Source organism: Deltaproteobacteria bacterium (assembly GCA_016234845.1).
In the GTDB taxonomy this organism is placed as follows: domain Bacteria; phylum Desulfobacterota; class Deferrimicrobia; order Deferrimicrobiales; family Deferrimicrobiaceae; genus JACRNP01.
In genome coordinates this window covers 15,282-36,748 of sequence record JACRNP010000203.1, presented here as the reverse complement: position 1 = coordinate 36,748, position 21,467 = coordinate 15,282, and the positions used below count along the sequence as shown (strand labels likewise).

19 protein-coding genes and 4 tRNA genes are annotated in these 21,467 nt (G+C 70.2%); 8 read left to right on the top strand and 15 right to left on the bottom strand.

From position 1 onward, the window contains the following. The 5 genes from HZB86_12490 to HZB86_12470 all read right to left on the bottom strand — a co-directional run. Positions 1 to 149: NAD(P)(+) transhydrogenase (Re/Si-specific) subunit beta (locus HZB86_12490; GenBank protein MBI5906337.1), on the bottom strand; the 149-nt coding region annotated here is incomplete at its 3' end. Then, positions 149 to 445, bottom strand: coding sequence for an NAD(P) transhydrogenase subunit alpha (locus HZB86_12485; protein MBI5906336.1), 297 nt, complete (start codon positions 443 to 445; stop codon positions 149 to 151). The genes HZB86_12490 and HZB86_12485, both read right to left, overlap by 1 nt. Continuing rightward, positions 442 to 1,563, bottom strand: coding sequence for a Re/Si-specific NAD(P)(+) transhydrogenase subunit alpha (locus HZB86_12480; GenBank protein ID MBI5906335.1), 1,122 nt, complete (start codon positions 1,561 to 1,563; stop codon positions 442 to 444). The genes HZB86_12485 and HZB86_12480 overlap by 4 nt, the downstream gene beginning before the upstream one ends. A 19-nt stretch (positions 1,564 to 1,582) precedes the next feature. Further along, positions 1,583 to 1,969, bottom strand: coding sequence for a hypothetical protein (locus HZB86_12475; protein MBI5906334.1), 387 nt, complete (start codon positions 1,967 to 1,969; stop codon positions 1,583 to 1,585). Positions 1,970 to 1,987: 18 nt separating this feature from the next. Beyond that, a complete protein-coding gene (locus HZB86_12470; GenBank protein ID MBI5906333.1) occupies positions 1,988 to 2,473 on the bottom strand; it encodes a hypothetical protein in 486 nt (161 codons plus the stop codon). Positions 2,474 to 2,571: 98 nt separating this feature from the next. Between HZB86_12470 and rnd the strand changes: the two genes are divergently transcribed. Genes rnd through HZB86_12455 form a run of 3 tightly spaced genes read left to right on the top strand, consistent with a single transcriptional unit; the run spans position 2,572 to position 8,097 of the window. Further along, positions 2,572 to 3,741, top strand: coding sequence for a ribonuclease D (gene rnd, locus HZB86_12465; GenBank protein ID MBI5906332.1), 1,170 nt, complete (start codon positions 2,572 to 2,574; stop codon positions 3,739 to 3,741). Continuing rightward, positions 3,738 to 4,946, top strand: coding sequence for an efflux RND transporter periplasmic adaptor subunit (locus tag HZB86_12460; GenBank protein MBI5906331.1), 1,209 nt, complete (start codon positions 3,738 to 3,740; stop codon positions 4,944 to 4,946). Before rnd ends, HZB86_12460 begins: the two co-directional genes overlap by 4 nt. Positions 4,947 to 4,953: 7 nt before the next feature. Next, complete coding sequence (locus tag HZB86_12455; protein ID MBI5906330.1) at positions 4,954 to 8,097, top strand: efflux RND transporter permease subunit; 3,144 nt, start codon at positions 4,954 to 4,956, stop codon at positions 8,095 to 8,097. Here the strand turns inward: HZB86_12455 and HZB86_12450 are convergent. Then, positions 8,094 to 8,408 carry a hypothetical protein gene (locus tag HZB86_12450; protein ID MBI5906329.1) on the bottom strand — a complete coding sequence of 105 codons (315 nt, stop codon included), beginning with the start codon at positions 8,406 to 8,408 and terminating at the stop codon, positions 8,094 to 8,096. The two genes, HZB86_12455 and HZB86_12450, sit on opposite strands and share 4 nt — an antisense overlap. Positions 8,409 to 8,565: 157 nt before the next feature. Here HZB86_12450 and HZB86_12445 point away from each other — a divergent pair, with 157 nt between their 5' ends. Then, positions 8,566 to 9,180, top strand: coding sequence for a transglutaminase domain-containing protein (locus HZB86_12445; GenBank protein MBI5906328.1), 615 nt, complete (start codon positions 8,566 to 8,568; stop codon positions 9,178 to 9,180). 7 nt (positions 9,181 to 9,187) lie between these two features. On the opposite strand, the gene HZB86_12440 is transcribed toward HZB86_12445, so the two are convergent. Beyond that, positions 9,188 to 9,264, bottom strand: a tRNA-Arg gene (locus HZB86_12440). A 24-nt stretch (positions 9,265 to 9,288) separates the two neighbouring features. Between HZB86_12440 and cadA the strand changes: the two genes are divergently transcribed. From cadA to HZB86_12420, 4 genes are all read left to right on the top strand, one after another. Further along, positions 9,289 to 11,805, top strand: a complete 2,517-nt coding sequence (cadA, locus tag HZB86_12435) for a cadmium-translocating P-type ATPase (protein MBI5906327.1) — start codon at positions 9,289 to 9,291, stop codon at positions 11,803 to 11,805. A gap of 109 nt (positions 11,806 to 11,914) precedes the next feature. Continuing rightward, positions 11,915 to 11,990, top strand: a tRNA-His gene (locus HZB86_12430). Positions 11,991 to 11,999: 9 nt separating this feature from the next. Further along, positions 12,000 to 12,074: transfer RNA gene (locus tag HZB86_12425), tRNA-Arg, on the top strand. A gap of 54 nt (positions 12,075 to 12,128) precedes the next feature. Next, positions 12,129 to 12,205: transfer RNA gene (locus tag HZB86_12420), tRNA-Lys, on the top strand. 70 nt (positions 12,206 to 12,275) lie between these two features. On the opposite strand, the gene HZB86_12415 is transcribed toward HZB86_12420, so the two are convergent. Genes HZB86_12415 through HZB86_12380 form a run of 8 tightly spaced genes read right to left on the bottom strand, consistent with a single transcriptional unit; the run spans position 12,276 to position 21,464 of the window. Next, positions 12,276 to 12,629 carry a VOC family protein gene (locus HZB86_12415; GenBank protein MBI5906326.1) on the bottom strand — a complete coding sequence of 118 codons (354 nt, stop codon included), beginning with the start codon at positions 12,627 to 12,629 and terminating at the stop codon, positions 12,276 to 12,278. Between the two features lie 36 nt (positions 12,630 to 12,665). Continuing rightward, positions 12,666 to 13,358 carry a methylenetetrahydrofolate reductase C-terminal domain-containing protein gene (locus HZB86_12410; protein MBI5906325.1) on the bottom strand — a complete coding sequence of 231 codons (693 nt, stop codon included), beginning with the start codon at positions 13,356 to 13,358 and terminating at the stop codon, positions 12,666 to 12,668. Then, on the bottom strand, positions 13,355 to 13,837 hold the full coding sequence (locus HZB86_12405) for a hydrogenase iron-sulfur subunit (protein MBI5906324.1): 483 nt from the start codon (positions 13,835 to 13,837) through the stop codon (positions 13,355 to 13,357). The genes HZB86_12410 and HZB86_12405 overlap by 4 nt, the downstream gene beginning before the upstream one ends. Beyond that, the gene (locus tag HZB86_12400; protein MBI5906323.1) at positions 13,834 to 17,172 is read right to left on the bottom strand and encodes an FAD-dependent oxidoreductase; all 3,339 of its coding nucleotides are present in this window, start codon (positions 17,170 to 17,172) and stop codon (positions 13,834 to 13,836) included. Before HZB86_12400 ends, HZB86_12405 begins: the two co-directional genes overlap by 4 nt. Beyond that, entirely contained in the window at positions 17,169 to 19,118 is a 1,950-nt protein-coding gene (nuoF, locus tag HZB86_12395) for an NADH-quinone oxidoreductase subunit NuoF (GenBank protein MBI5906322.1), read from the bottom strand. Before nuoF ends, HZB86_12400 begins: the two co-directional genes overlap by 4 nt. Then, positions 19,115 to 20,026: an NAD(P)H-dependent oxidoreductase subunit E gene (locus HZB86_12390; GenBank protein MBI5906321.1), complete on the bottom strand. Its 912-nt coding sequence runs from the start codon at positions 20,024 to 20,026 to the stop codon at positions 19,115 to 19,117. The genes nuoF and HZB86_12390 overlap by 4 nt, the downstream gene beginning before the upstream one ends. After that, positions 20,023 to 20,919 carry a CoB--CoM heterodisulfide reductase iron-sulfur subunit B family protein gene (locus HZB86_12385; GenBank protein ID MBI5906320.1) on the bottom strand — a complete coding sequence of 299 codons (897 nt, stop codon included), beginning with the start codon at positions 20,917 to 20,919 and terminating at the stop codon, positions 20,023 to 20,025. The genes HZB86_12390 and HZB86_12385 overlap by 4 nt, the downstream gene beginning before the upstream one ends. Beyond that, a complete protein-coding gene (locus tag HZB86_12380) occupies positions 20,916 to 21,464 on the bottom strand; it encodes a 4Fe-4S dicluster domain-containing protein (GenBank protein MBI5906319.1) in 549 nt (182 codons plus the stop codon). The genes HZB86_12385 and HZB86_12380 overlap by 4 nt, the downstream gene beginning before the upstream one ends. Positions 21,465 to 21,467 lie beyond the last annotated feature (3 nt).

The following is a 21,467-nucleotide window of genomic DNA, read 5'->3' as shown; positions in this document are numbered from 1 at the left end:
TTCAGGAGCGTGCCGACGACCGCCAGCGCCATCCCGGCCGCCCCGACGATCACCCCGCGGCGCGCGGTGGGGACCGACGACAGCCATTTCAGCGCGAGGACGAAGGAGACCGCCGAGGCGAGATACACGAGGGGGATCGCCCGGTCGATCACGGCTTGCCCTTCCCGCTCTTCCGGAACATCCGCAGCATGCGCCACGTGATGAGGTAGCCGCCGACGATGTTGATCATGGAGCAGGTCACCGCCGCGGTTCCGAGCACCGTCGAGAGGAGCGACTTCTGCTCGCCGGCCACGAGGATGGAGCCGACGACGGCGATCGCGGAGATGGCGTTGGTGAGGGACATGAGCGGCGTGTGCAGCAGCGGGGACACCCGGCGGATGATCTCGAGGCCGAGGAAGGTGGCCAGAACGAATACGTAGAGTCCCAGCTCCAGCTCCGGGGTCATGCGCCCGCCTTCCCGTCGTGCGTGACCAGCGCGCCCCGCAGGATCTCGTCGGAGAGGTCCGGGGCGAACCTCCCGTCCTTCCAGAACGCCAGCACGAAGGCGGTCAGGTTGCGGGAGAACAGGGTGCTGGCCTGCCACGGCATCTCCGCCGGGAGGTTCAACGGGCCGTGGATCGCGACGCCGCCCTCCACGACCGTTTCCCCCGGCCGCGTGAGCTCGCAATTCCCGCCGCCCTCGGCCGCGAGGTCCACGATCACCGACCCCGGCCGCATCCCCCGCACCATTTCGGCGGTGATGAGGCGGGGCGCCGTCACGCCGCCGATCAAGGCGGTCGTCACGACCGCGTCGGCCGCCGCGCACCGCTGCGCGACCAGCTCCGCCTGCCGGGCGTAGTACTCCTTCGACAGCTCGCGGGCGTACCCCGAGGCGTCCTGCGCGCTTTCCGCGGTCTCGACGCCGACGAAGCGGGCGCCGAGGCTCTCCACCTGCTCCTTCGCCGCGGGCCGCGTGTCCGTCGCCTCCACGGCGGCGCCCAGCCGCCGCGCGGTGGCGATCGCCGAGAGCCCGGCGACGCCCGCGCCGATCACGAAGACCTTCGCGGGGAACACCGTCCCGGCGGCCGTGGTGAGCATCGGGAAATATTTCGGGAGGGCGTTCGCGGCGAGGAGGACCGCCTTGTACCCGGCGATGCTCGCCATCGAGGAGAGGGTGTCCATCGACTGCGCCCGCGTGATGCGGGGGATCCGGTCGGTGGAGAAGGAGGTGACGCCCGCGGCGGCGAGCCTTTCCACCGCCTCGGGGTTGCGCGAGGGCATCAACGCCCCGAGGAGCATCGCTCCCTTTCGCATCATCTCCGCCTCGTGCCTCCCGAGATCGGGCCGGAAGGCGGGCGGGTGAACCTTGAGGACGAGGTCGGCGCTCCCGAACAGCCCCGCGGCGTCGTCTTCCACCGCGGCGCCGGCGTCGCGGTACGCGCCGTCGGGGAAGAACGCCGCATCGCCCGCTCCCCGTTCGACGGACACCGCGATCCCCGCCTTCGAAAGCTTCCCGCACGATTCGGGGACCAGCGCCACCCGCCGTTCGCCGGGGAGGATCTCCGCCGGGACCGCGATCTTCATGCCACCCCTCCCGCGGACGTCAGGTACGGCAGGCCGGGCAGGGGGGCGGGTTTCCGCTCTCCGCCCGGAGGCGGTCCTCCTCGTTCTGGTACTGCGGCGTGTCGAACCGCTCCGTCCGTTCGTCCCCTTCCGCGAACGCCCTGTCCTTCCAGCTCTCGTCCTCCGACCACCGGAACGGAAGCTCCTTCACCGACCCCGGGACGGCGAGGGAGACGAACGCCTCCAGCGCCTCGGCGAGGATCCGCCGCTGGAGCTCCGGCTCCCCCGGTTTTCCGGTGGTGTGCCCGAGCGGGTAGTCCAGGAACGCCGCGCGCGGCGGGTTGACCGCCCGGGTGATGTCGAGCGCGCTCGTCATGCACAGGGTCGGGATCCCCGCCGCTTCCACCTGCCTCGCTACCAGTCCCACGGACTGGTGGCAGACCGGTCAGACCGGCACCAGGAGGACCGCGTCGACGCCGTCCTCCCGGAACAGGGACGCGAGGGCGGGGGCCAGCGTTTCCGACACGCGCCGGGTGGAGTAGATCCCTCCCATGAACGTGTGGAACCGGCTCGCGAGGCTCCCGAGGAACCCTTCCCGGACGAGCCGCCGCAGCGGGTCGATCGGGAACACGGCGTTCGGGTCCCGCCGCGCGCCGGTGAGGTCGTAGGCGAAGTGGGTCGAGCGGAGGTCGCGGGTGTCCACGTCGGTCGGGATCTGGCGGGTCGACGTGTCGTCCTTGTGGTGGAAGGCCACCTGCCCGGTCACGTAGACGCCGCCCGAGGCGGCCACTCCCAGCCGGCATTCGGACAACGGTTTCGGAAGCGGCGTCCACGGCGGGGCCCCTTCGTTCACGACCCAGGCGTACGGCTTGTACCCCAGCTTTTCGTAATTCTCCCGGATCCGGGGAATGTAATCGACCGGCGGCATCATGGTATCCTCCCTGAAATAGACCGGCGCGGAACGAAAACTTAAGGCCCTTCCCTGCAATGGTACCATCGCGGACGGGCCTTTCGAACAGCGGAAGGTGGATGGAAAAGGAACCGAAAGGACGGCTGGTCACGGACCCGTCGGAGTTCCGCGACCTGGTCGCCTCCATGAAGGCTTCCGGCAAGGTCGGCTTCGACACCGAATTCGTCGGCGAGCGCACCTACTTCCCCCGCCTCTGCCTCGTCCAGCTCGGCACGGACACGGCGGTCGCCGCGGTCGACCCGCTCGCCGTCGGCGACCTGTCCCCCCTGGACGACCTTCTCTTCGACCCGTCCATCCTGAAAGTGGTCCACGCGGGGTGGCAGGACCTGAAGATCGTCCACCAGCGGACCGGGCGCGTGCCGTCGCCGGTCTTCGACACGCAGATCGCCGCGGCGGTCCTGGGGATGCCGGCGCAGGCGGCGTACGCGTCGACGGTCCGGGAGTTCCTGGGAGCGGACGTGAAGAAGGGGCACTCCTACTCCGACTGGGGAGCCCGGCCCCTTTCCCATTCGCAGATCGCCTACGCGCAGGACGACGTTCGGTACCTCCCCGCGCTGCACGACCGGATGACGGCGCGGCTCCGGCGGGAAGGGCGGCTCTCCTGGATCGAGCCGGAGATGGCGGCGCTCTCCTCCCCCGCGGCGTACGAGACCGACCCCGCGACCGAGTATCGCCGGGTGAAAGGATGGGCGTCGCTCGACCGGAGACGCCTGGCGGTGCTGCGCGCGCTGATCGCGTGGAGGGAGGGGGAGGCCCGGCGCAGGGACGTCCCGAGGCGCCGGGTGCTCGCGGACGAAAGCGCGCTGGCGATCGCCCGGAGCCGGCCGGCGGACGAGGAGGCGCTCCGGCGCGTGCGCGGGCTGGAGTGGAAGGTCGGCGGGAGCGCGTCGGTCGCGGTGCTGGACGCCGTCCGCGAAGCGCTGGCGCTGCCCGAGGAGATGCTCCCCGAGGCGCCGTCGCCCAGGGCCCGCGGGAACGGGGAGGCCGCCTCCGTGGCTTCCCTCCTGGGAGCGCTGGTGCGGTCCCGCTCCCGGGCGCAACGGGTCGCCCCCGAGGTCCTGACCGGCTCCGAGGAGCTCGAGCGCCTGGCCTCGGGGGAGCGGGAAGGGATCGGGGTGCTGGCGGGATGGAGATACGATCTCGTGGGAAAGGACCTTCTGTCGATGCTCGACGGGCGGATCTCCCTCGTCGTCCGGGGCGGCAAAGTCGTCGTGGAGGAGCGGCGTTGAGGACAGGACGCTTCGTTTCGGCGGCGGGGATCCTGGCGCTCGCCGCGGTTTGTTCCGGGTGCGGCTCGGAGGCGCCTCCGTCCAGGGCGGGGGACGTCGAAAAGGCGAAGGGGCCCCGCGCCGTGCGCGTGGCGGCGGCCGGCGAAGGCAGGCTTCCCCGGACGATCGCCGTGACCGGGACGCTTTCGGCCGACGAGGAGGTGACGGCCGCCTTCAAGGTGGCCGGGCGTGTGAGCGAAATCGCGGTCGACCTCGGCACCCCCGTGCGGAAGGGGCAGCTCCTCGCGCGCCTCGACCCGACCGATTTCCGACTCCGGGTGGAGCAGGCGGAGGCGGCCCTGCGCCAGGTCCGGGCCGGGCTGGGGCTCCCCCCCGAAGGGGCGGACGACCGCGTGGACCCCGAGAAGACCGCTCTGGTGCGGGAAGCCCGGGCGGTGCTCGAAGAGGCGCGGCGGAACCGGGACCGGATGGCGCAGCTCGTCGAGAAGAACTACATCGCCCGCTCCGAGTACGACGCGTCGGTGTCCCGCGTCCTGGTCGCGGAAGGACGCCACCAGGCGGCGATCGAGGAGGTCGGGAACCGCCGGGAGCTGCTCGCGGAGCGTCGATCGTCGCTGGCCCTTGCGCGTCAGCAGCAGGCCGACGCGACGCTCCTCTCGCCGATCGATGGCGCCGTCCGCGAGAAGAGGGCCTCGACGGGGGAATTCCTCGCGGCGGGCGCGCCGGTGGTCGGATTGGTGAGGATTCACCCGCTGCGGTTGCGGGTCGCGGTGCCGGAGAGGGACGCCCCGGCGGTGCGCGTCGGCCAGCCGGTCAAGGTCCGCCTGGAAGGGGACGCGGGGGAGCACGCCGGGCGGGTGGTCCGCGTGAGCCCCGCCATCCTCGAGCAGAACCGCACTCTCGCCGTGGAAGCGGAAGTGGCCAACCGGGACGGCCGCCTGCGTCCGGGCTCCTTCGCCCGGGCGGAAATCGTCGCGCCCGCCGACCGAACCTCGGTGCTGGCGCCCGCCTCGTCGGTCGTCTCCTTCGCCGGGCTCGAAAAGGTGTTCGTGGTGAAGGACGGATTGGCGGTCGAGAAGAGGGTCCGGACCGGGCGACGCTCGGGCGACCGGGTGGAGATCGTCGAGGGGCTCGCGGCGGGGGAGCAGGTGGTGACGGAGCCCGGCAACCTCGCGGGCGGGACGCCCGTCGCGGTATCGCAGTAGCCCGCGCTTGCAGAAGTTAGCGGAAATCTGCATCCGCCGCCCCGTCTTCGCGGCGATGATCATCCTGGCGCTGGTCGTCGTCGGCGGGGCCAGCTACGTCCGGCTCGGCGTCGACCGGTTCCCGTCGGTCGACCTTCCCACCGTCTCGATCCGCACCCAGCTCCCCGGCGCGTCCGCCGAGGAGGTCGAGACCGAGATCTCCCGGAGGATCGAGGAGGCGGTCAACACCATCGAGGGGATCGACGAGCTGCGGTCGATCTCGGGGCCGGGATCCTCCAACGTCATCGTCACCTTCAACCTGGACCGGAACATCGACGCGGCGGCGCAGGACGTCCGGGACCGTGTCGCCACCGTCCTGCGGAACCTGCCGAAGGACGCCACGGCGCCGCTGATCTCGAAGTTCGACAACGACCAGGCGCCCGTCCTGACGGTGGCGCTGGCGGGGGACCGCCCGCTGCGGGAGCTGACCGAGCTGGCCGACAAGGTGGTGAAGGTCCGCCTGGAGCGGTCGGACGGGGTCGGCGAAGTGCGGATCGTCGGCGGGCTGGAGCGGGCGATCAACGTGTGGGTCGACGCGGACCGGCTCGCCGCGCTGCGGATCCCGATCACCGCCGTCCGCGATGCGATCGCCCTCCAGAACCTCGACGCCTCCGGCGGGAACGTGACCCGGGGCCCGCGCGAGGAAACGCTCCGGACGATCGGCCGCCTGGGCGACCCGCGGGCCTTCGAGGAGCTGGTGGTCGCCACGATCGGCGGCGCTTCGGTCCGCATCCGGGACATCGGCAGCGCCGAGGACGGGACGAAGGAGCAGCGGTCCACCGCGCGGCTGAACGGAGTCCCCACGGTGGTCCTCGAGGTGCGGCGGCAGTCGGGCGCCAACACGGTGGCCGTGATCGACGGCGCGAAGCGCGCCATCGGAGCCTCCGCCGCGGAGCTGCCGGCGGGGGTCGGCCTGACCGTGATCCAGGACCAGTCCCGCTACATCCGCGCCGCCCTGCACGAGATCAACGTGCACCTGATCCTCGGCAGCATCCTCGCGTCCCTGGTCGTCTTCGCCTTCATGCGGAGCTGGCGGACGACCCTGATCGCCGCGGTGGCGATTCCCGCGTCCGTGATCTCCAGCTTCGGGATGATGTGGGCGCTCCACTTCACCCTGAACAGCGTGACCATGCTCGCCCTCGTCCTGATGGTGGGGATCGTGATCGACGACGCGATCGTCGTCCTGGAGAACATCTTCCGCTTCGTGGAGGAGAAGGGGATGCCGCCGTTCGAGGCCGCCCGGGCGGCGACCCGGGACATCGGCCCGGCCGTCATGGCGACGACGCTCTCGCTGGTGGTCATCTTCATCCCGGTGTCGTTCATGTCGAGCATCTCCGGGCGCTTCCTGTACCAGTTCGGGATCACCGCGGCCGTCGCGGTGATGGTGAGCCTCCTCGTCTCCTTCACCCTCACCCCGATGATGAGCGCGCGGCTCCTCGGGAGGGGCGGCGCGGAAGGCACGGGCGTTCCGGACGGGGCGCCCCGTTCCCGGGCCGGGTTCTACCGGCTTCTCGACGCCGGGTACGAACGCGCCCTCGCCTTCTCGATGCGCCACCGGTGGTTCGTGGCCGCCCTCTCGCTCGGGGTCGTCCTGTCGACCGTCCCCCTCTACCGCGTGATCCGGCAGGACTACCTTCCGGCCAACGCCGACGAGGGGGAGTTCAACATCAGCGTGAGCGCCCCGCAGGGGACCAGCCTCGCCAGCATGGACGAAATCCTGAACGCCGTGATGGCGGAGGTGCGATCGATCCCCGGGGTGGCGCAGGTGCTGTCGACCGCCGGGGGCGGCTTCATCGGCGCGGTGAACGAGGGGAGGGCGTACGTGCGCCTCAAGCCCCACGAGGAGCGGGTCTTCTCCGTGGAGCGCCTGCTGAAAAGCCTGGCCCGCGGCGATCCGGGCGCGGCGTTCCGCGGAAACCGTCCCCAGAAGGAGATCATGCAGGAGGTCCGGCGCAGGGTGCGGAAGTACCGCGACCTCCGGATCGCGGTGCGGAACATCGCCGGGTTCAACATCGGCGGCGGCAGCTTCGACGTCGACTTCGTGCTGCGCGGGCCCGATCTGAAGGCGCTCTCCGGGTACGCCGAGGCGTTGAGGGACCGGCAGGAACCGCTGGGGCTGATGGACACCGACACGTCGCTCAAGCTCGACAAGCCCGAGCTGCAGGTGCGGATCGACCGCGCGCGGGCCGCCGACCTCGGCGTCGACCCCGAGCGGGTCGGGACCGCGGTGCGACTGATGGTGGGGGGAGACGAGGAGGTGTCCCGCTTCAACGATCCCGCCGTGAACGAAGACTACGATGTCCAGCTCCGGCTGCGGGAGAAGGACCGGGACGATGCCGAGGCGATCGGGCGCCTGTACGTTTCGAGGGAGGGGGGAGGCCTGGCCCAGGTCGGGAGCGTCGCCGCGATCGAGCGGACCATGAGCCCCTCGCGCATCGACCGGCTCGACCGGCAGCGGGAGGTGCGCCTGCGGGGGTCGGTCGCCCCCGGGTACGCGCTGGCCGACCGGCTGGCGGCGCTGCGGGCGGAGGTCGCGGCGATGAACCTCCCCGCGGGCTACACGACGCGCGTTTCCGGCCGGGGGAGGGAGCTGGAGCGGACGTTCGGGGAGTTCGTGTGGGCGTTCGCGCTCTCGATCGTCTTCATGTACATGATCCTGGCGTCCCAGTTCGAGCACCTGGTCCACCCGTTCACGATCCTGCTGTCGCTTCCGCTGTGCGTTCCCTTCGCCCTGCTGTCCATCTGGGCCACCGGGAGCACCCTGAACCTCTACTCCGCTCTGGGGATGCTCGTGCTCTTCGGGGTGGTGAAGAAGAACGCCATCCTCCAGATCGACCACATGAACAACCTGCGGGCGGGGGGGATGGACCGCGCCTCGGCGATCCTCCAGGGGAACCGGGACCGGCTGCGGCCGATCCTGATGACGACGCTCACGTTCGTGTCGGGGATGCTGCCGCTGGCCGTGGGGAGCGGGCCGGGGTCCGAGGAACGCCGGGTGATCGCGATCGTCGTGATCGGCGGGCAGACGCTGTCGCTCCTGCTCACGCTCCTCGCCACCCCGGTGGTCTACTCGCTGCTGGACGACCTGAAACCCGGGCGCCCGGCGGGCTAATCGAGGTCGATGTCCCGCAGCGGGCGCCGCGGCGGTTCGTCCCCGGACTTCTCCAGGTGGCTTTTGAACAGCTTGTCGAGCTCCGCCCCCCGCGTCTTGTCGGCCTGAACGATCTTCTCGAACTTTTCGTGAATCCGCGCCGACTCCTTCGCCAGGACCTTCGCCGCGTCCGTAAGCTCCACGCCGGCACGGGCGTGTCCCGACGCTTCGCTCCCGACCACCTCCCCCCGCTCCCGGTCGATCGCAAGCGATGCCCCGCAGCACGGGCACGTGATTTCCAGGTGCCCCTTCCCTTCGGGAAGCTCCGCCATTCCCCCTCCCACACAGAAACCGGCTCGTTCCGCCTGGAGACATTGTAGAACGGATCGAGGCGTTCGGGGCGGTTTCCCGGATCTTGCCATCCCGTACTCCGTAAGGTACATTGCATCCGAATTCATGGATGAATCCGGGGATGCGGGAGGAGGAACGATGAAGCTTCCGGTCGGGAGAGCGCTCCTTGCGGGCGTCGCGGTTGTCGCCGCCGCCGGGGTTTTCGCCGCCGGATACCTCGTCCGGGATCGCGAGGAGACGGCCCGTCCCGCGTTCCACGACATGCGGGTCAACCACGTCTCCGACCTTGTCTCCCTCGTGGATCCCGACGACCCCGCCGTCCGCTCCCTGGCGGTACGGCTCGGCACCCCCGAGGCCGCGTACGCCTTCGTCCGGGATCGGATCCGGTACGAGCCCATGGCACCGGGCCTGTCCCCCCGGGAGATCCTCCGCGCGGAAAAGGGGAGTTGCCTCGGGAAAGCGACCCTCCTGTGCAGCGTCTACCGGGCGATGGGGATCCCCGCGAGGGACGTCCGGGTGATCGTCGGGAACATCGCCCTGCCGGACCGTCTCGTCGACCACGCCTGGATCGACATGGAATACAAGGGGTATTGCTTCCAGCAGGACCCGTCATCGTTCCTGGGCGTCTTTGAATTCGGGCAGTTCCCGGGGATGGCGTTCACCCGCTACTTCGTCCAGGAAGAGAATTTCTGCTTCAACGACGAAGGGTTCGCCGTCGTATCGCAGTTGAACCGTTTCCGGATGGGCATGTAGAAGAGACTGGCGCGCCTGCAGGGACTCGAACCCCGGACCCGCTGCTTAGAAGGCAGCTGCTCTGTCCACCTGAGCTACAGGCGCGCGGGGCCAGTATACTATCAATACATGGAAGAGAAGACCCCATACGGCGCCCCGTCGGGAGCCGGGGAGGGCGCTCTTGTGCGCTGGAGCTTCCCGGTGAAGGGGATGTCGTGCGCCTCCTGCGTCGGCCGCGTGGAGAAATCGCTCGCCCGCCTCGAAGGGGTCGCCTCCGCGTCGGTCAACCTGGCGACGGAGACCGCCACGGTCGCCGCGGATCCGGCGAAGGCCGGTCCCTGGCGGATCGCCGCGGCGATCCGCGACGCCGGGTACGAGGTTCCGGTCGAGCGGACCGCCTTCCCGATCCACGGGATGTCGTGCGCGTCCTGCGTCGCCCGGGTGGAGAAGGCGCTGCGCGGCGTCTCCGGCGTCCTGGCCGCGAGCGTGAACCTCGCCGAGCGGACCGGGAGCGTCGACTTCCTCCCCGGCGCCGCTTCCGTGGACGACCTCCGGGCGGCGGTGGAAGGCGCGGGCTACTCCGTCCCCCGCGTCGAACCGGGCGAGGACCCGGTGGCGCGGGAGGAACGCGCCCAGCGGGAGGAGGAGCGTTCCGTCCTCTCCCGGCTGTGGGTCGGCGTCGCCCTCGGCGTTCCCCTGCTCGCGTTTTCGCACTGGGAGATGGTCGCGGGCGGCGGCGGGCTGCCGTTCTCCCCCTTCGCGGCGGGGCTGCTGCAGCTGCTTCTGGCGACGCCGATCCAGTTCTACTCCGGTTCCCGCTTCTACCGCGGGGCGTGGGCCGCGGCGCGGCACGGCGCCGCCGACATGAACACCTTGGTGGTCCTCGGGACCTCGGTCGCCTACGCCTACAGCGCCTTCGCCGCCTTCCTCCCGCAGGCGATCCGCGCGGAGGGGCTGACTCCGCACCTGTATTTCGAGACGTCCGCCGCGATCATCGTGCTGGTCCTCCTGGGCCGCCATTTCGAGGCGAGGGCCCGGGGAAAGACATCGGAGGCGGTGCGGAGACTGATCGGCCTTGCGCCCGCGGCGGCGCGGGTGGTCCGCGACGGGGTCGAGGTCGACGTCCCCCTCGAATCCGTGGCGGTGGGCGAACGCGTCGTCGTCCGTCCCGGGGAGAGGATCCCCGTGGACGGGGCGGTGGAGGAAGGTACGTCCGCCGTCGACGAGTCGATGCTCACCGGGGAGCCGATTCCCGTGGAGAAGGTGCCGGGGAGCGCCGTGACGGGCGGGACGCTCAACGCCAACGGACGCCTGGTGTTTACGGCGACCCGCGTGGGGAAGGACACCGCGCTCTCCCGCATCGTCGCGATGGTCCGGGAGGCGCAGGGAAGCAAGCCGCCGATCGGCCGGCTTGCCGACGCGATCGCGTCGTACTTCGTGCCGTCGGTGATGGCGACGGCCGCGGTCACCTTCGCCGCCTGGTACCTCTTCGGGCCGGAGCCGCGGGGGACCTACGCGATGGTCAACACGATCGCCGTGCTGATCATCGCCTGCCCCTGCGCCATGGGCCTTGCGACTCCCACCTCGATCATGGTCGCGACGGGCAAGGGGGCGGAGCTCGGGATCCTCGTCCGGGACGGCGCGGCGCTGGAGACGGCCCGGAACGTGGACACGGTCGTCCTCGACAAGACCGGCACCGTGACGAAGGGGAAGCCGGTCCTCACCGCCGTGCGCCTCGCCCGCGGCGGCACGTTCCAGGGAGAGGGAGGGGAACTGGAGCTGCTTCGGCTCGCGGCTTGCGCGGAGAGCGGGTCGGAGCACCCGCTCGCGGAGGCGGTCGTCCGCGGCGCGAAGGACAGGGGGATCGCCGTCTCCGCCCCGGCGTCGTTCCGGGCCTCCCCGGGGATGGGAATCCGCGCGGCGGCGGACGGCCGGGACGTCCGGGCGGGGAGCCTCGCGTGGCTTTCCGGGGAAGGGATCGGGACGGAGGGGCTGCTCCCGCTGGCGCGGCAGATCTCGGACGCGGGAGGCACGGCGGTGGGCGTGTCGGTGGACGGGCGCGCCGAAGGCGTCCTGTCGCTCGCGGACGAGATCAAGGAGAGCGCCCCGGAAGCGATCCGGCGGCTCCGCGGCATGGGGCTCGACGTCCTGCTGCTGACCGGGGACAACCGTCGCTCGGCGGAGACGGTGGCGGCGAAGGTCGGGATCGCCAAGGTGATCGCGGAGGTCCTGCCGGAGCGCAAGGCGCACGAGGTCCGGACGCTGCAGGGGGAAGGAAAGGTCGTCGCGATGGTGGGGGACGGCATCAACGACGCGCCGGCGCTGGCGCAGGCCGACGTCGGGATCGCCATCGGGACGGGGACGGACGTCGCGGTGGAGGCGGGGGACCTGGTGCTGATGAGCGGGGACCTGCGCGGAGTCCCCTCCGCCATCTCCTTGAGCCGCGCGACCCTCCGCAACATCCGCCAGAACCTGTTCTGGGCGTTCGCGTACAACGTCGTGCTGATCCCGGTCGCGGCGGGAGCCCTCTACCCGTTCTTCCGGATCCTGCTGGATCCGGTGTTCGCCGCCGCGGCGATGGGGCTCTCCTCGGTCACCGTGGTGACGAACGCGCTCCGGCTGCGCCGTTTCCGTCCCTCGGCATGAATCCGGCGCGCGGGAGCGCGACGGCTTCGTGGACCTTTTTGGGGATTTATCCGTTGACCGGGTGGGACCGGACTCGTATACTTTCCTTTCGCCTTTTGGGGCGCGTGCGGTGAGTGTAGCTCAGTTGGCAGAGCACCAGACTGTGGCTCTGGCTGTCGCGGGTTCAATCCCCGTCACTCACCCCATTTTTCTGGGCGCCTGTAGCTCAGGGGATAGAGCACCGGCCTCCGGAGCCGGGAGCGGAGGTTCGATTCCTCCCAGGCGCGCCATTTTTTTTTTTGCGCAAGTCGGGGAACCGGATCGGGTTCGTTCTTTCACAGCGTGGGCCATTAGCTCAACCCGGCAGAGCAGCTGACTCTTAATCAGGAGGTTGAAGGTTCGAATCCTTCATGGCCCACCAGCAATATCAAGGGGTCGCGGTGGAAACCGCGGCCCCTTTTTTTTCGCTCGAAAGGCGGGAGGAAGGCGATTTACGTCTTGGACTGCCAGAGCGCGAGGATGGCCCCGCCAGGGTCGACCAGGATGCCGCACCGTCCCATCCCCGGCACTTCGGTGGCCTCCTTCATCACGGTGGCGCCCAGCGCCCGGGCCTTGGCGAGCGTGTCCGCGATGTCCTCGACATGGACGTGGGGGAGCCACTGCGGCGAAACCTCCGGCCCCAAACACGATCTCACCCCTCCGCAGGTCCCCTTGCCGACCTTGACGGTCATGTAGTTCATTCCCGGAAAATACCCCAGTTTCCAGCCGAACAGAGCTCCGTAGAATGCCTTCGCCTTGTCGACGTCTCCGGTCATCAGTTCGAAGTGAACGAACGGGTTCGCCATGATCGTTTCCTCCGCCGGGATTATACGGTGGCGACGTCAGTCGCGTGAGCACAGGCCGGCGATGCACTGATCTTCCCGGACCACTTTGCGGGGGCCGCCGTCCTGGCCGGTCGACCAGTCGTGCGCAGGCACGATCCGTTCGAAGCGACCGAGTATCCTCAGGTTGGCGGCACGGTCGTGGATCAGTTGCCAGCCGCAACCCAGGTCCGGATGCACCTCGCATTTTCCGTCCCGCGACCCGCCGCACGGCCCGTTGAACAGCCGCTTGGCGCAGCGCGTGATGGGGCAGATCCCCGCGAATTCGCCGAGACGGCAATTCCCGCAGCCGCTGCACTTCTCCGTCCAGACACCCTGCGATTCGAGGATCCCCATGAATTGCGTGTTCAGCCCCGGGTAGACGGGCATCCTGGGAAACCGCTCGGCCAACGCCTGGACGCCCGCACCGCATCCCAGCGAGCAGATCGCGTCGTAGTCGGAAACCCGCGGGGCGAGGAGGTCGATGAAGGCGTCCTCGCACTGCCGCTCGATGGTGCACTCGTCGACCGCCACGTCCCCGTGGCCCTGGAGCCGCAGGGCCATGCGCAACGCCGAGCCGAGAATGCCGGTTTCCCGTTCCCCGCCGGCCAGGCAGACGGTGACGCAGGTGCCGCATCCCACCAGCAGCACGCGGCGGTGTTCCTTTACCATGTCGCGGATCTCCGGGATCTTCTTGCGGTCGGCGACGATCATCGTTTTTCTCCCGCCAGCATCGCATCCGCCTGCCGGCTGATTTCCTGGATTTCGTGTTCGATGCGTTTCGGTTCCGGACGCAGCGGGCTCCGGCCCAACGCCTTCACGCGTTCCACCATGGTCGTCGCGATTTCGGCGAACCGGGTGCCCTCCGCGGACGACAGGTTGAACATCTCCAGCCGCTCCGGCTCCAGGCCGATCTCGGCGAGCAGTTCCCGGGCCCGCTCGACCCGCCGGCGGGCCCGCAGATTTCCTTCCAGGAAATGGCAGCCCCCCTCGAGGCACCCGGCCACGATGACCCCGTCGACGCCGCGTTCGAACGCCGCCAGCACGAAGTTCACCTCCAGCTTGCCGGTGCAAGGCAGCCGCAGCACTCGGACATTCCCGGGGTATTGCAGGCGCATCGAGCCGGCCAGGTCCGCCGCCGCGTAGGCGCAGTAGTGGCAGCAGAACGCCAGGATCAACGGTTCGCCGTTCATCCATCCCCCCGGCTCTTGTGCCAGCGCGGCGTGGCGACACCCACCTGTTCCGGGTACCGGGGCTCCCATGCCGCGGCGGCGGGTTCCGTGCGCAGCAGGCCGTCGATCGCGGCCAGGATCTGCCGGTCCACGTAGTGTCGGAGCGTGACGGCCATCGCCGGGCATTCCGCCGTGCAGCTGCCGCACCCCATGCACACCGCGCCTTGCACCTCGGCTTTCTGGAACTCGTTGACGCGCGGCGCCATGTACGGGCAGACGTGCACGCACGTCAGGCAGGAGATGCATTTGTCCGGATCCACCCAGGCGGTTTGGCCGCTCACCCGCATCTTTTTCCGGGTGAGGATGGACGCGGCACGGCCCGCCACCGCATGGGCCTGGGCGATCGCTTCGCCTAAGAACTTCGGGGCGTGGGCCGTGCCGCAGAGGAACAGCCCCTCGCTGGCGAAATCCACCGGTCGAAGCTTCATGTGGGCTTCCAGGAAGAAGCCGTCGGCATTCAGGGGGACGCGCAGCAGTTCCGAAAGTTCCTGCCGGTCCGCGCGCGGGATCATGGGGGCGGCCAGCACCACCAGGTCCGGCGCAAGCGCAAGATCCCGCCCCAGCGACGGTTCCCGCACCCGCAGTTCCAGGCGTCCGCCGACCGTAAGGGACGGCGGCAGCGCGGGGTCGTAGCGGACGAACAGAACCCCTTTCTCGCGCGCCTCGCGGTACGCCGCCTCCCGGAAGCCGAAGGTCCGCATGTCGCGATAGAGGACGATGATCCGCGCGCCGGGGTACCGTTCCTTGAGGAGCAACGCATTCCTTACGGCGCTGGTGCAGCAAACGCGGCTGCAGTAGGGCCGTTCCGTGGTCCGCTGCTCCACGCACTGGATCATCGCGATCGTGGGATGATCCGGCAGCGCGATCTCTCCCCGTCCCAGGCGATCCCCGAGTTCCAGCTGCGTCAGAATCCGATCGCCGCTGCCGTACCCGTACGACAGGGGCCGGTGTTCCGTGGCGCCGGTGGCCACCACGACCACGCCGTGCCGGACGCTGTCGGTGCCGCGGTCTGCGACCAGCGTCGAGGAGAACTCGCCGACATGCCCTCCGACCTTGCTCACGCGGGTGTTGAGGTGGACCTTGACCCATTTGTGGCCGCGGACCCGGACGATCGTGTCGGCGACGTATTTCCCCACGTCCTGGCCGTCCAGCGTCCGGTGATGCCGGAGGGAAGTTCCCCCGAGCTCCCCGGTTTTCTCGACGAGATGTACGGGAAACCCCTGGTCGGCCAACGCCAGGGCGGCCGTCATCCCGGCGATTCCGCCGCCGACCACGAGGGCGGCGTTGTTCACGGGGACGGTGGCTTCCGTAAGCGGCTGCAGGCGCGCCGCGCGCGCCGCCGCCATGCGGACGAGGTCGACCGCCTTGTCCGTCGCCTTTTCCGGCTCTCCGGAGTGGACCCAGGAGCATTGGTCGCGGATGTTGGCCATTTCCAGCAGGTAGGGGTTGAGACCGGCGTCGCGCAACGTTTCGCGGAAAATGGGCTCGTGGGTCCGAGGAGTGCACGAGGCCACGACGATCCGGTTCAGCCGGTGCGCGGCGATCCGCTCCCGGATGAGCTTCTGCGTGTCGTCCTCGCACGTGTAGGTGTGGCTTTCCGCGAGGATCACATCCGGCAGTTCCCGCGTGTTCCGGACCACACGCTCGACGTCGACCACCGAGGCGATGTTGCTTCCGCAATGGCAGATGAACACGCCCACGCGCGGCGGCTCGTCCGCGATGTCGCGTTGCTGCGGATAGCTCTTGGTCCGCATGCGCGTGCCGCGCGCCGGAGCCAGCAGGGCCATGGCCCGGGACGCCGCGGCGCTGGCCTGCATCACCGTGTCGGGGATGTCCTTGGGCTCCTGGAAAGCGCCGCCCACGAACACCCCCGGGCGGGACGTGTCCAGCGGGTGGAGCTCGCCGGTTTGCGCGAACCCCCACCGGTTCAGCACGACCTGCATCCGCCCGGCCTGTTCCCGCAGCGTTGCGCTGGGCTCCAGGCCGAGGGAAAGCACGATCATGTCGAACTCCTCCTCGGCCGGCTTCATCCCGGGAGTCGCGTAGACGACGCGCAGGTTCTTCGTCCCGGGCATCTCGTACGTCCGGGAGATGAACGAGCGCAGGTACCGGACGCCCAGCTGGTTCCGCGCCCGTTCGTAGTAACGGTCGAAATCCTTGCCGAAGGCGCGCAGGTCGAGGAAGAAGACGGTCACGTCCAGGCCCGGCACGTGCTCCTTGGCCAGGATCGCCTCCTTGGTCGCGGCCATGCAGCAGACCGAGGAGCAGTAGTCGTTGTCGCATCCCGTGTCGCGTGACCCCACGCACTGGATGAAGGCCAGCCGGGCCGGAGGGCGCCCGTCGCTGGGGCGCAGGACGTGTCCGCCGGTGGGGCCGGAGGCCGACAGGAGCCGTTCGAACTGCACGTTCGTGAGCACGTTCGCCGCGAAGCCGAACCCGAACTCGCCCCGCCGCCTTGCGTCGAACGCCTCGAACCCGGGCGTCAGGACCACGGCGCCGACCTCCAGGCGGACGGTTTCCTCCGGCTGGCCGTAGTCGATGGCGCCGGCCTGGCAGACCTTTTCGCACAGGCCGCATTCGCCCGTCGTGAAGTGGACGCAGCTCTCCCGGTCGATCGCCGGAACGCGGGGGGAAGCCTGGGGGTGTGCCAGGTCGATGCACGGCCTGGCGGTCAGGTGCTTGTCGAAGGCCGTCACGTGGGGTTTCACCCGGCGCGACGTGATGGTGGACAGGTCGATCGCTCCCGCGGGACAGACGAAGGCGCACGCCCCGCACGCCTGGCACTGGTCGGTGGGCTCGCCGAACGCCGTCGACACGGCCCGCCGCCCGCCGCGTCCGTACAGGCCGATCGCCCCCCGCCCCATCAGGTCGCCGCACGCCGAGACGCACAGCCCGCAGAGGACGCACTTTCCCTTTGCGGCCGGCTCGAAGGGGGTGGAGCGGACCCCGAGCCCGGCGGCGATACCGGCCAGCTCCTCCGATTCGGGGGCCTGCGCCAGCAGCAGCTCGAGGACCGTGTTCCGCGACTCCCGCACGGCGTCGGTGTCGGTGCGCACGACGAGGCCGTCTTCCACCGGGTGGGTGCACGCGGCCACCAGCCTGGGTCCCCCCGCCGCGTCGATCTCCACCACGCAGACCCGGCAGGCCCCGTACGGCGAGAGGCCGCGGTAGTGGCAGAGCGTGGGGATCGCGACGGCCATCTGGCGGGCGGCGTCGAGGATCGTCGCCCCGCGGGCGACTTCCGCGGTACGGCCGTCGAGGGTGACCCGAACCCGATCCGACGAGGATGCGCTCATGTTCCGCCTCTCACCGCCTTTTCGTGGTCCCGTCCGGCGCTTTCGACGGCGTCGACAGGGCAGACCGCGCGGCACGCGCCGCAACGGGTGCAAAGGGCCAGGTCGATCGCGTGCGCCGATTTGAGCTCGCCCCGGATCGCGCCTACCGGACACACTTCGATGCACCGCCCGCACCCGGTGCACAGCGCCTCGTCGATCCGGAACCGGACGAGGGCGCGGCAGACCCCGGCGGGACACCGCTTCCGGTGGATGTGCTCCTCGAACTCCTCCCGGAAATACCGCAGGGCCGAAAGGACGGGGTTCGGGGCCGTGCCCCCCAGCCCGCACAGCGAGGCCGATTTCAGGGTCCGCGCCAGCCGTTCCAGGACCGCCAGGTCCTCCGGGACGCCGGCCCCCTCGCAGATCCGGGAGAGGATCCGGAGCATGTGGCCGGTCCCTTCGCGGCAAGGGGTGCACTTGCCGCACGACTCGTCCGCCGTGAAGGCGAGGAAGAAACGCGCGAGATCGACCATGCAGGTTCCCGCGTCGATGGCGATCATCCCCCCCGATCCCATCATGGAGCCCGCCTCGCTCAGACGTTCGTAGTCGATGGGCAGGTCGAGCAACGAGGCCGGGAGGCAGCCGCCCGACGGCCCGCCCGTCTGGACCGCCTTCAGCGCCCGCTTGCCGCGGATTCCGCCCCCGATCTCCAGGACCATTTCGCGCAGCGTGAGCCCCAGCGGGATCTCGACGAGGCCGGTGTTCTTCACGGCTCCGACGAGGGCGAACACCGTGGTGCCGCGGTTGCGGTCGGTCCCGTCGGCGGCGTACCACGCCGCGCCGCGGGAGAGGATCGGTCCCACGCTGGCCCAGGTCTTGACGTTGTTAATGACCGTGGGCTTCCCCCACAGGCCGCTCTCGGCCGGGAAGGGGGGGCGCGGACGCGGCTCGCCGGAGCGTCCTTCGATCGAGGCGATCAGCGCCGTCTCCTCGCCGCACACGAACGCTCCCGCGCCGCGGCGGACCCGCACGCGGAAGCCGTGGCCGCTGCCGAAGATGCCGTCGCCCAGCAGCCCGCGGGCTTCCGCCTCCCGGATGGCGTGGGTGACGGTCGACACGGCCAGCGGGTACTCGGAACGGATGTAGAGGTATCCTTCCCGGGCCCCGATCGCGTAGGAAGCGACGAGCATCCCTTCCAGGACCGCGTGCGGATCGCTCTCCAGCACGCTCCGGTCCATGAAGGCCCCCGGGTCCCCCTCGTCCGCGTTGCAGACCACGTACTTGACGTCGCCCTGCGCCCGGCGCGCGGTCTCCCATTTCCGTCCCGTGGGGAACCCCGCTCCGCCGCGGCCCCGAAGGCCCGACTCGCGGATCTCGGCAATTACCTCCTCGGGCGTCATCTGCGTCAGGGCGCGGAGGGCGCCGCGGTACGCGCCGCGCGCAAGGCCTTCCTCCAGGCGCATCGGATCGATCGAGCCGCAGTTGCGCAGGATCACGCGCCGCTGCCGCCGATAGAACGGCAGGGTGGCCCCCTCGGGGATCTGCCCGGCCCCGTTGGCCGCCGCGGGATATACGTGGAGCGTCCCGTCGGCCACGTGCTCCTCGCGCTGCCAGCGGCAAAGGGCCGCGCCCGCCGGGAGCGCCCCTCCGGCCGCGTACGATTCCAGGAGATTGCGGATCGACTTCGCCGTCACGTTGGCGTACGTGATCCTCGGACCGTCGGGGAGCAGCAGGTCGACCAGAGGCTCGCGCTGGCAGAACCCGATGCACCCCGTCCGCGCGACGACCGCGTCCAGCCCCAGCCGCGTAACCGTTTCGAGCGCGGCCTCTTCCACCGCCTGCGCGCCGGCCGCCAGCCCGCAGCTGGCCGATCCGACCAGGACCTTCAGCCGCGCGGGGTAGAGGGTTTCCCGGCCCAGCGCGGCGGCGCGATCGAGGTCGGCCTGCGTGCGGAGGAGTTCGGTCATTGGAACCGCTCCAGGATCTCCGCGACCCCGTCGAGCCGGACCTTCCCGAAGGTGATGCCGCCGATGCGCATGGCCGGGGCCAGCGCGCAGCAGCCGATGCAGCGGACCGAGCGGAGCGTGAAGCGTCCTTGCGGATCGGTGCCTCCCATCCGGACGCCGATCTCCCCCTCCAGGCGTTCCATGAGCAGCCCCGACCCGCGCACGAAGCACGCGGTTCCGAGGCAGACCTCCACGACGTGCCGCCCGACCGGCTCCAGGCTGAAGGCGTTGTAGAAACTGGCCACCCGGAGAATCTCGACCATCGGGATCCCGAGGCGTTCCGACACGTGTTCCAGCACGGGGCGGGGCAGATACCGCCGGTCGTCGCTTACGTCCTGCAGGATAGGGATCAGCGGCCCCGGATCCCCCCGGTACCGGTCGAGGATGCCGTCGATCCAGGCCGCATCATCGGCGGCCAACCGCTCGGAGGGTCGGAAGGCGGGCGTCGGCTGGGCCACGTTCCGAACCGGGCAAGCCTCCCAGCAATCTCCGCAGCCGGTGCACCGGGAGGGGATCACCCCCCGCGGCCGCTTCCGCACCTCCGCGGTGAACCGTCCCGGCTCCCCCTCAAGCGAGGCCACGTCGGCCATCGTCATCACTTCGACGTTGTAGTCCCGCATGCACTCCACCAGCTTGGGCGAGATGATGCACGTGGCGCAGTCCCCGGTCGGGAAGGTCTTGTCGAGTCGCGCCATGCCGCCGCCGATCGTCGGGCTCTCTTCCACCAGGTAGACCCGGAATCCCGCCGCCGAGAGATCCAGCGAGGCCTGGATTCCGGCGACGCCTCCTCCGCACACCAGCACCGCCCCGCAGGGGGCGTTGCCGCCGCTTCCGGCCGCGGTCGGAGATTTCGTATCCGGAAGCGTCATCGGTTCCCTCCCCCGGCGCCGATCGCCCCGGCGGCGAGGTCGGGCGGCGGCATGCCGGGGCCGACCGTCCTGGGATCGATTCCCAGGGCCTCCGGGGAAAGTCCCAGCGCGAGGCCCAGCAGTTGCGTGATGTACAGGACCGGCATGGGCCGCAGCGGGCCGTGGGCCTTCGCCGCTTCGGCCTGGCGCAGGTCGAGGTTGACCTGGCACAGGGGACAGGCGACCGCCACGAGGTTCGCCCCGGCTTCCTGCGCCATCCCCAGGAGCCTGTGGACCAGGCGGCCCACGACCTCGGGGTGCGTCATGGACAGGCTGGCCCCGCAGCACTCCGTCCGGAACGGCCAATCCACGGTCTCCGCCCCCGCGGCCTCCGCCAGAACGTCAATGCAGGCAGGGTGTTCCGGATCGTCGAAGGCGACGACCTCCGGCGGGCGGGTCAACAGGCACCCGTAGTAGCAGGCCACCTTCCACCCGGCCAGCGGCCGGACCACCTTCGAGCGGATCCGGTCCGCTCCCAGCCGGTTCACGAGCACGTCCAGCACGTGCCGCACCTCGACCCCGCCGTCGTAGGGGCGGCCCGTGACCCGCTCGGCGCGGCGGCGGTCTTCCGGCTCGCGGCCGATCCGGTGGTTTGCGGTCCGCAGCCGGGCGTAGCAGGACGCGCAGGCGACCATCACCGGCAGCCCCGCGTCCTGCGCCTTCCGGAGGTTGAACGCCGGCAGGGCGACGGCGAGGGAATCGCTGCTGGCGTGCGCGGGCGTCGAGCCGCAGCAGGCCCAATCCGGGATCTCCTCCAGCGCGATCCCCAGCGCGCGGCACACCGCCCGGGTGGAGAGGTCGAACGGGCGCGCCGTGGACTCGAGGCTGCAGCCGGGAAAGAACGCGTACTTCAAGGTGTCCCGTCCTTTTCCTCCGCCCGGCGGAAGATCTCTCGAACCTGCCGGATGCCGCCGCTGCGGTGGGGCAGCAGCGAGAGTTTCCCCTCGGCCAGCAACCGCGGGACCTTGTCCATGTCGGTGCACAGGTCGCCGATCCGCACCTTGTAGGCGGTCATCATGCCCATCTCGTACACGCGGCCGTGGCGCCGGACGCTGCCCAGGAAGCTGCGGTGGAACTGTTTCCCCCGCGCGTCCGGCAGGTCGATCCTCCGCTCGACGGCCAGGATCCGCAGGGCGTCCATCACGCCGGCGATGTCGATCGCCATGGGGCAGCGCGTGGTGCACGTCTCGCACGACGCGCACAGCCAGATCGAGCGGGAAGCGAGCACCTCCTCTTCCGCGCCCAGGTGCACCAGCCTCATGACCTGGCTGGGGAGGAAATCCATCTCGGGGCCGACGGGGCATCCCGTGCTGCACTTGTGGCACTGGTAACACGCGGCCACCGGGGTGCCGCTGCGACGCCGGACTTCCTCCTGGAGGTCGCCCCCGTTCCATGGCATCGG

Coding starts and splice junctions, on each gene's coding strand:
- HZB86_12380 (MBI5906319.1), bottom strand. CDS start 21,464: ATGCCATGGAACGGGGGCGACCTCCAGGAGGAAGTCCGGCGTCGCAGC.
- HZB86_12480 (MBI5906335.1), bottom strand. CDS start 1,563: ATGAAGATCGCGGTCCCGGCGGAGATCCTCCCCGGCGAACGGCGGGTG.
- rnd (MBI5906332.1), top strand. CDS start 2,572: ATGGAAAAGGAACCGAAAGGACGGCTGGTCACGGACCCGTCGGAGTTC.
- HZB86_12410 (MBI5906325.1), bottom strand. CDS start 13,358: ATGATCGTCGCCGACCGCAAGAAGATCCCGGAGATCCGCGACATGGTA.
- cadA (MBI5906327.1), top strand. CDS start 9,289: ATGGAAGAGAAGACCCCATACGGCGCCCCGTCGGGAGCCGGGGAGGGC.
- HZB86_12470 (MBI5906333.1), bottom strand. CDS start 2,473: ATGATGCCGCCGGTCGATTACATTCCCCGGATCCGGGAGAATTACGAA.
- HZB86_12400 (MBI5906323.1), bottom strand. CDS start 17,172: ATGAGCGCATCCTCGTCGGATCGGGTTCGGGTCACCCTCGACGGCCGT.
- HZB86_12450 (MBI5906329.1), bottom strand. CDS start 8,408: ATGGCGGAGCTTCCCGAAGGGAAGGGGCACCTGGAAATCACGTGCCCG.
- HZB86_12405 (MBI5906324.1), bottom strand. CDS start 13,837: ATGAACGGCGAACCGTTGATCCTGGCGTTCTGCTGCCACTACTGCGCC.
- HZB86_12415 (MBI5906326.1), bottom strand. CDS start 12,629: ATGGCGAACCCGTTCGTTCACTTCGAACTGATGACCGGAGACGTCGAC.
- HZB86_12485 (MBI5906336.1), bottom strand. CDS start 445: ATGACCCCGGAGCTGGAGCTGGGACTCTACGTATTCGTTCTGGCCACC.
- HZB86_12445 (MBI5906328.1), top strand. CDS start 8,566: ATGAAGCTTCCGGTCGGGAGAGCGCTCCTTGCGGGCGTCGCGGTTGTC.
- HZB86_12390 (MBI5906321.1), bottom strand. CDS start 20,026: ATGACGCTTCCGGATACGAAATCTCCGACCGCGGCCGGAAGCGGCGGC.
- nuoF (MBI5906322.1), bottom strand. CDS start 19,118: ATGACCGAACTCCTCCGCACGCAGGCCGACCTCGATCGCGCCGCCGCG.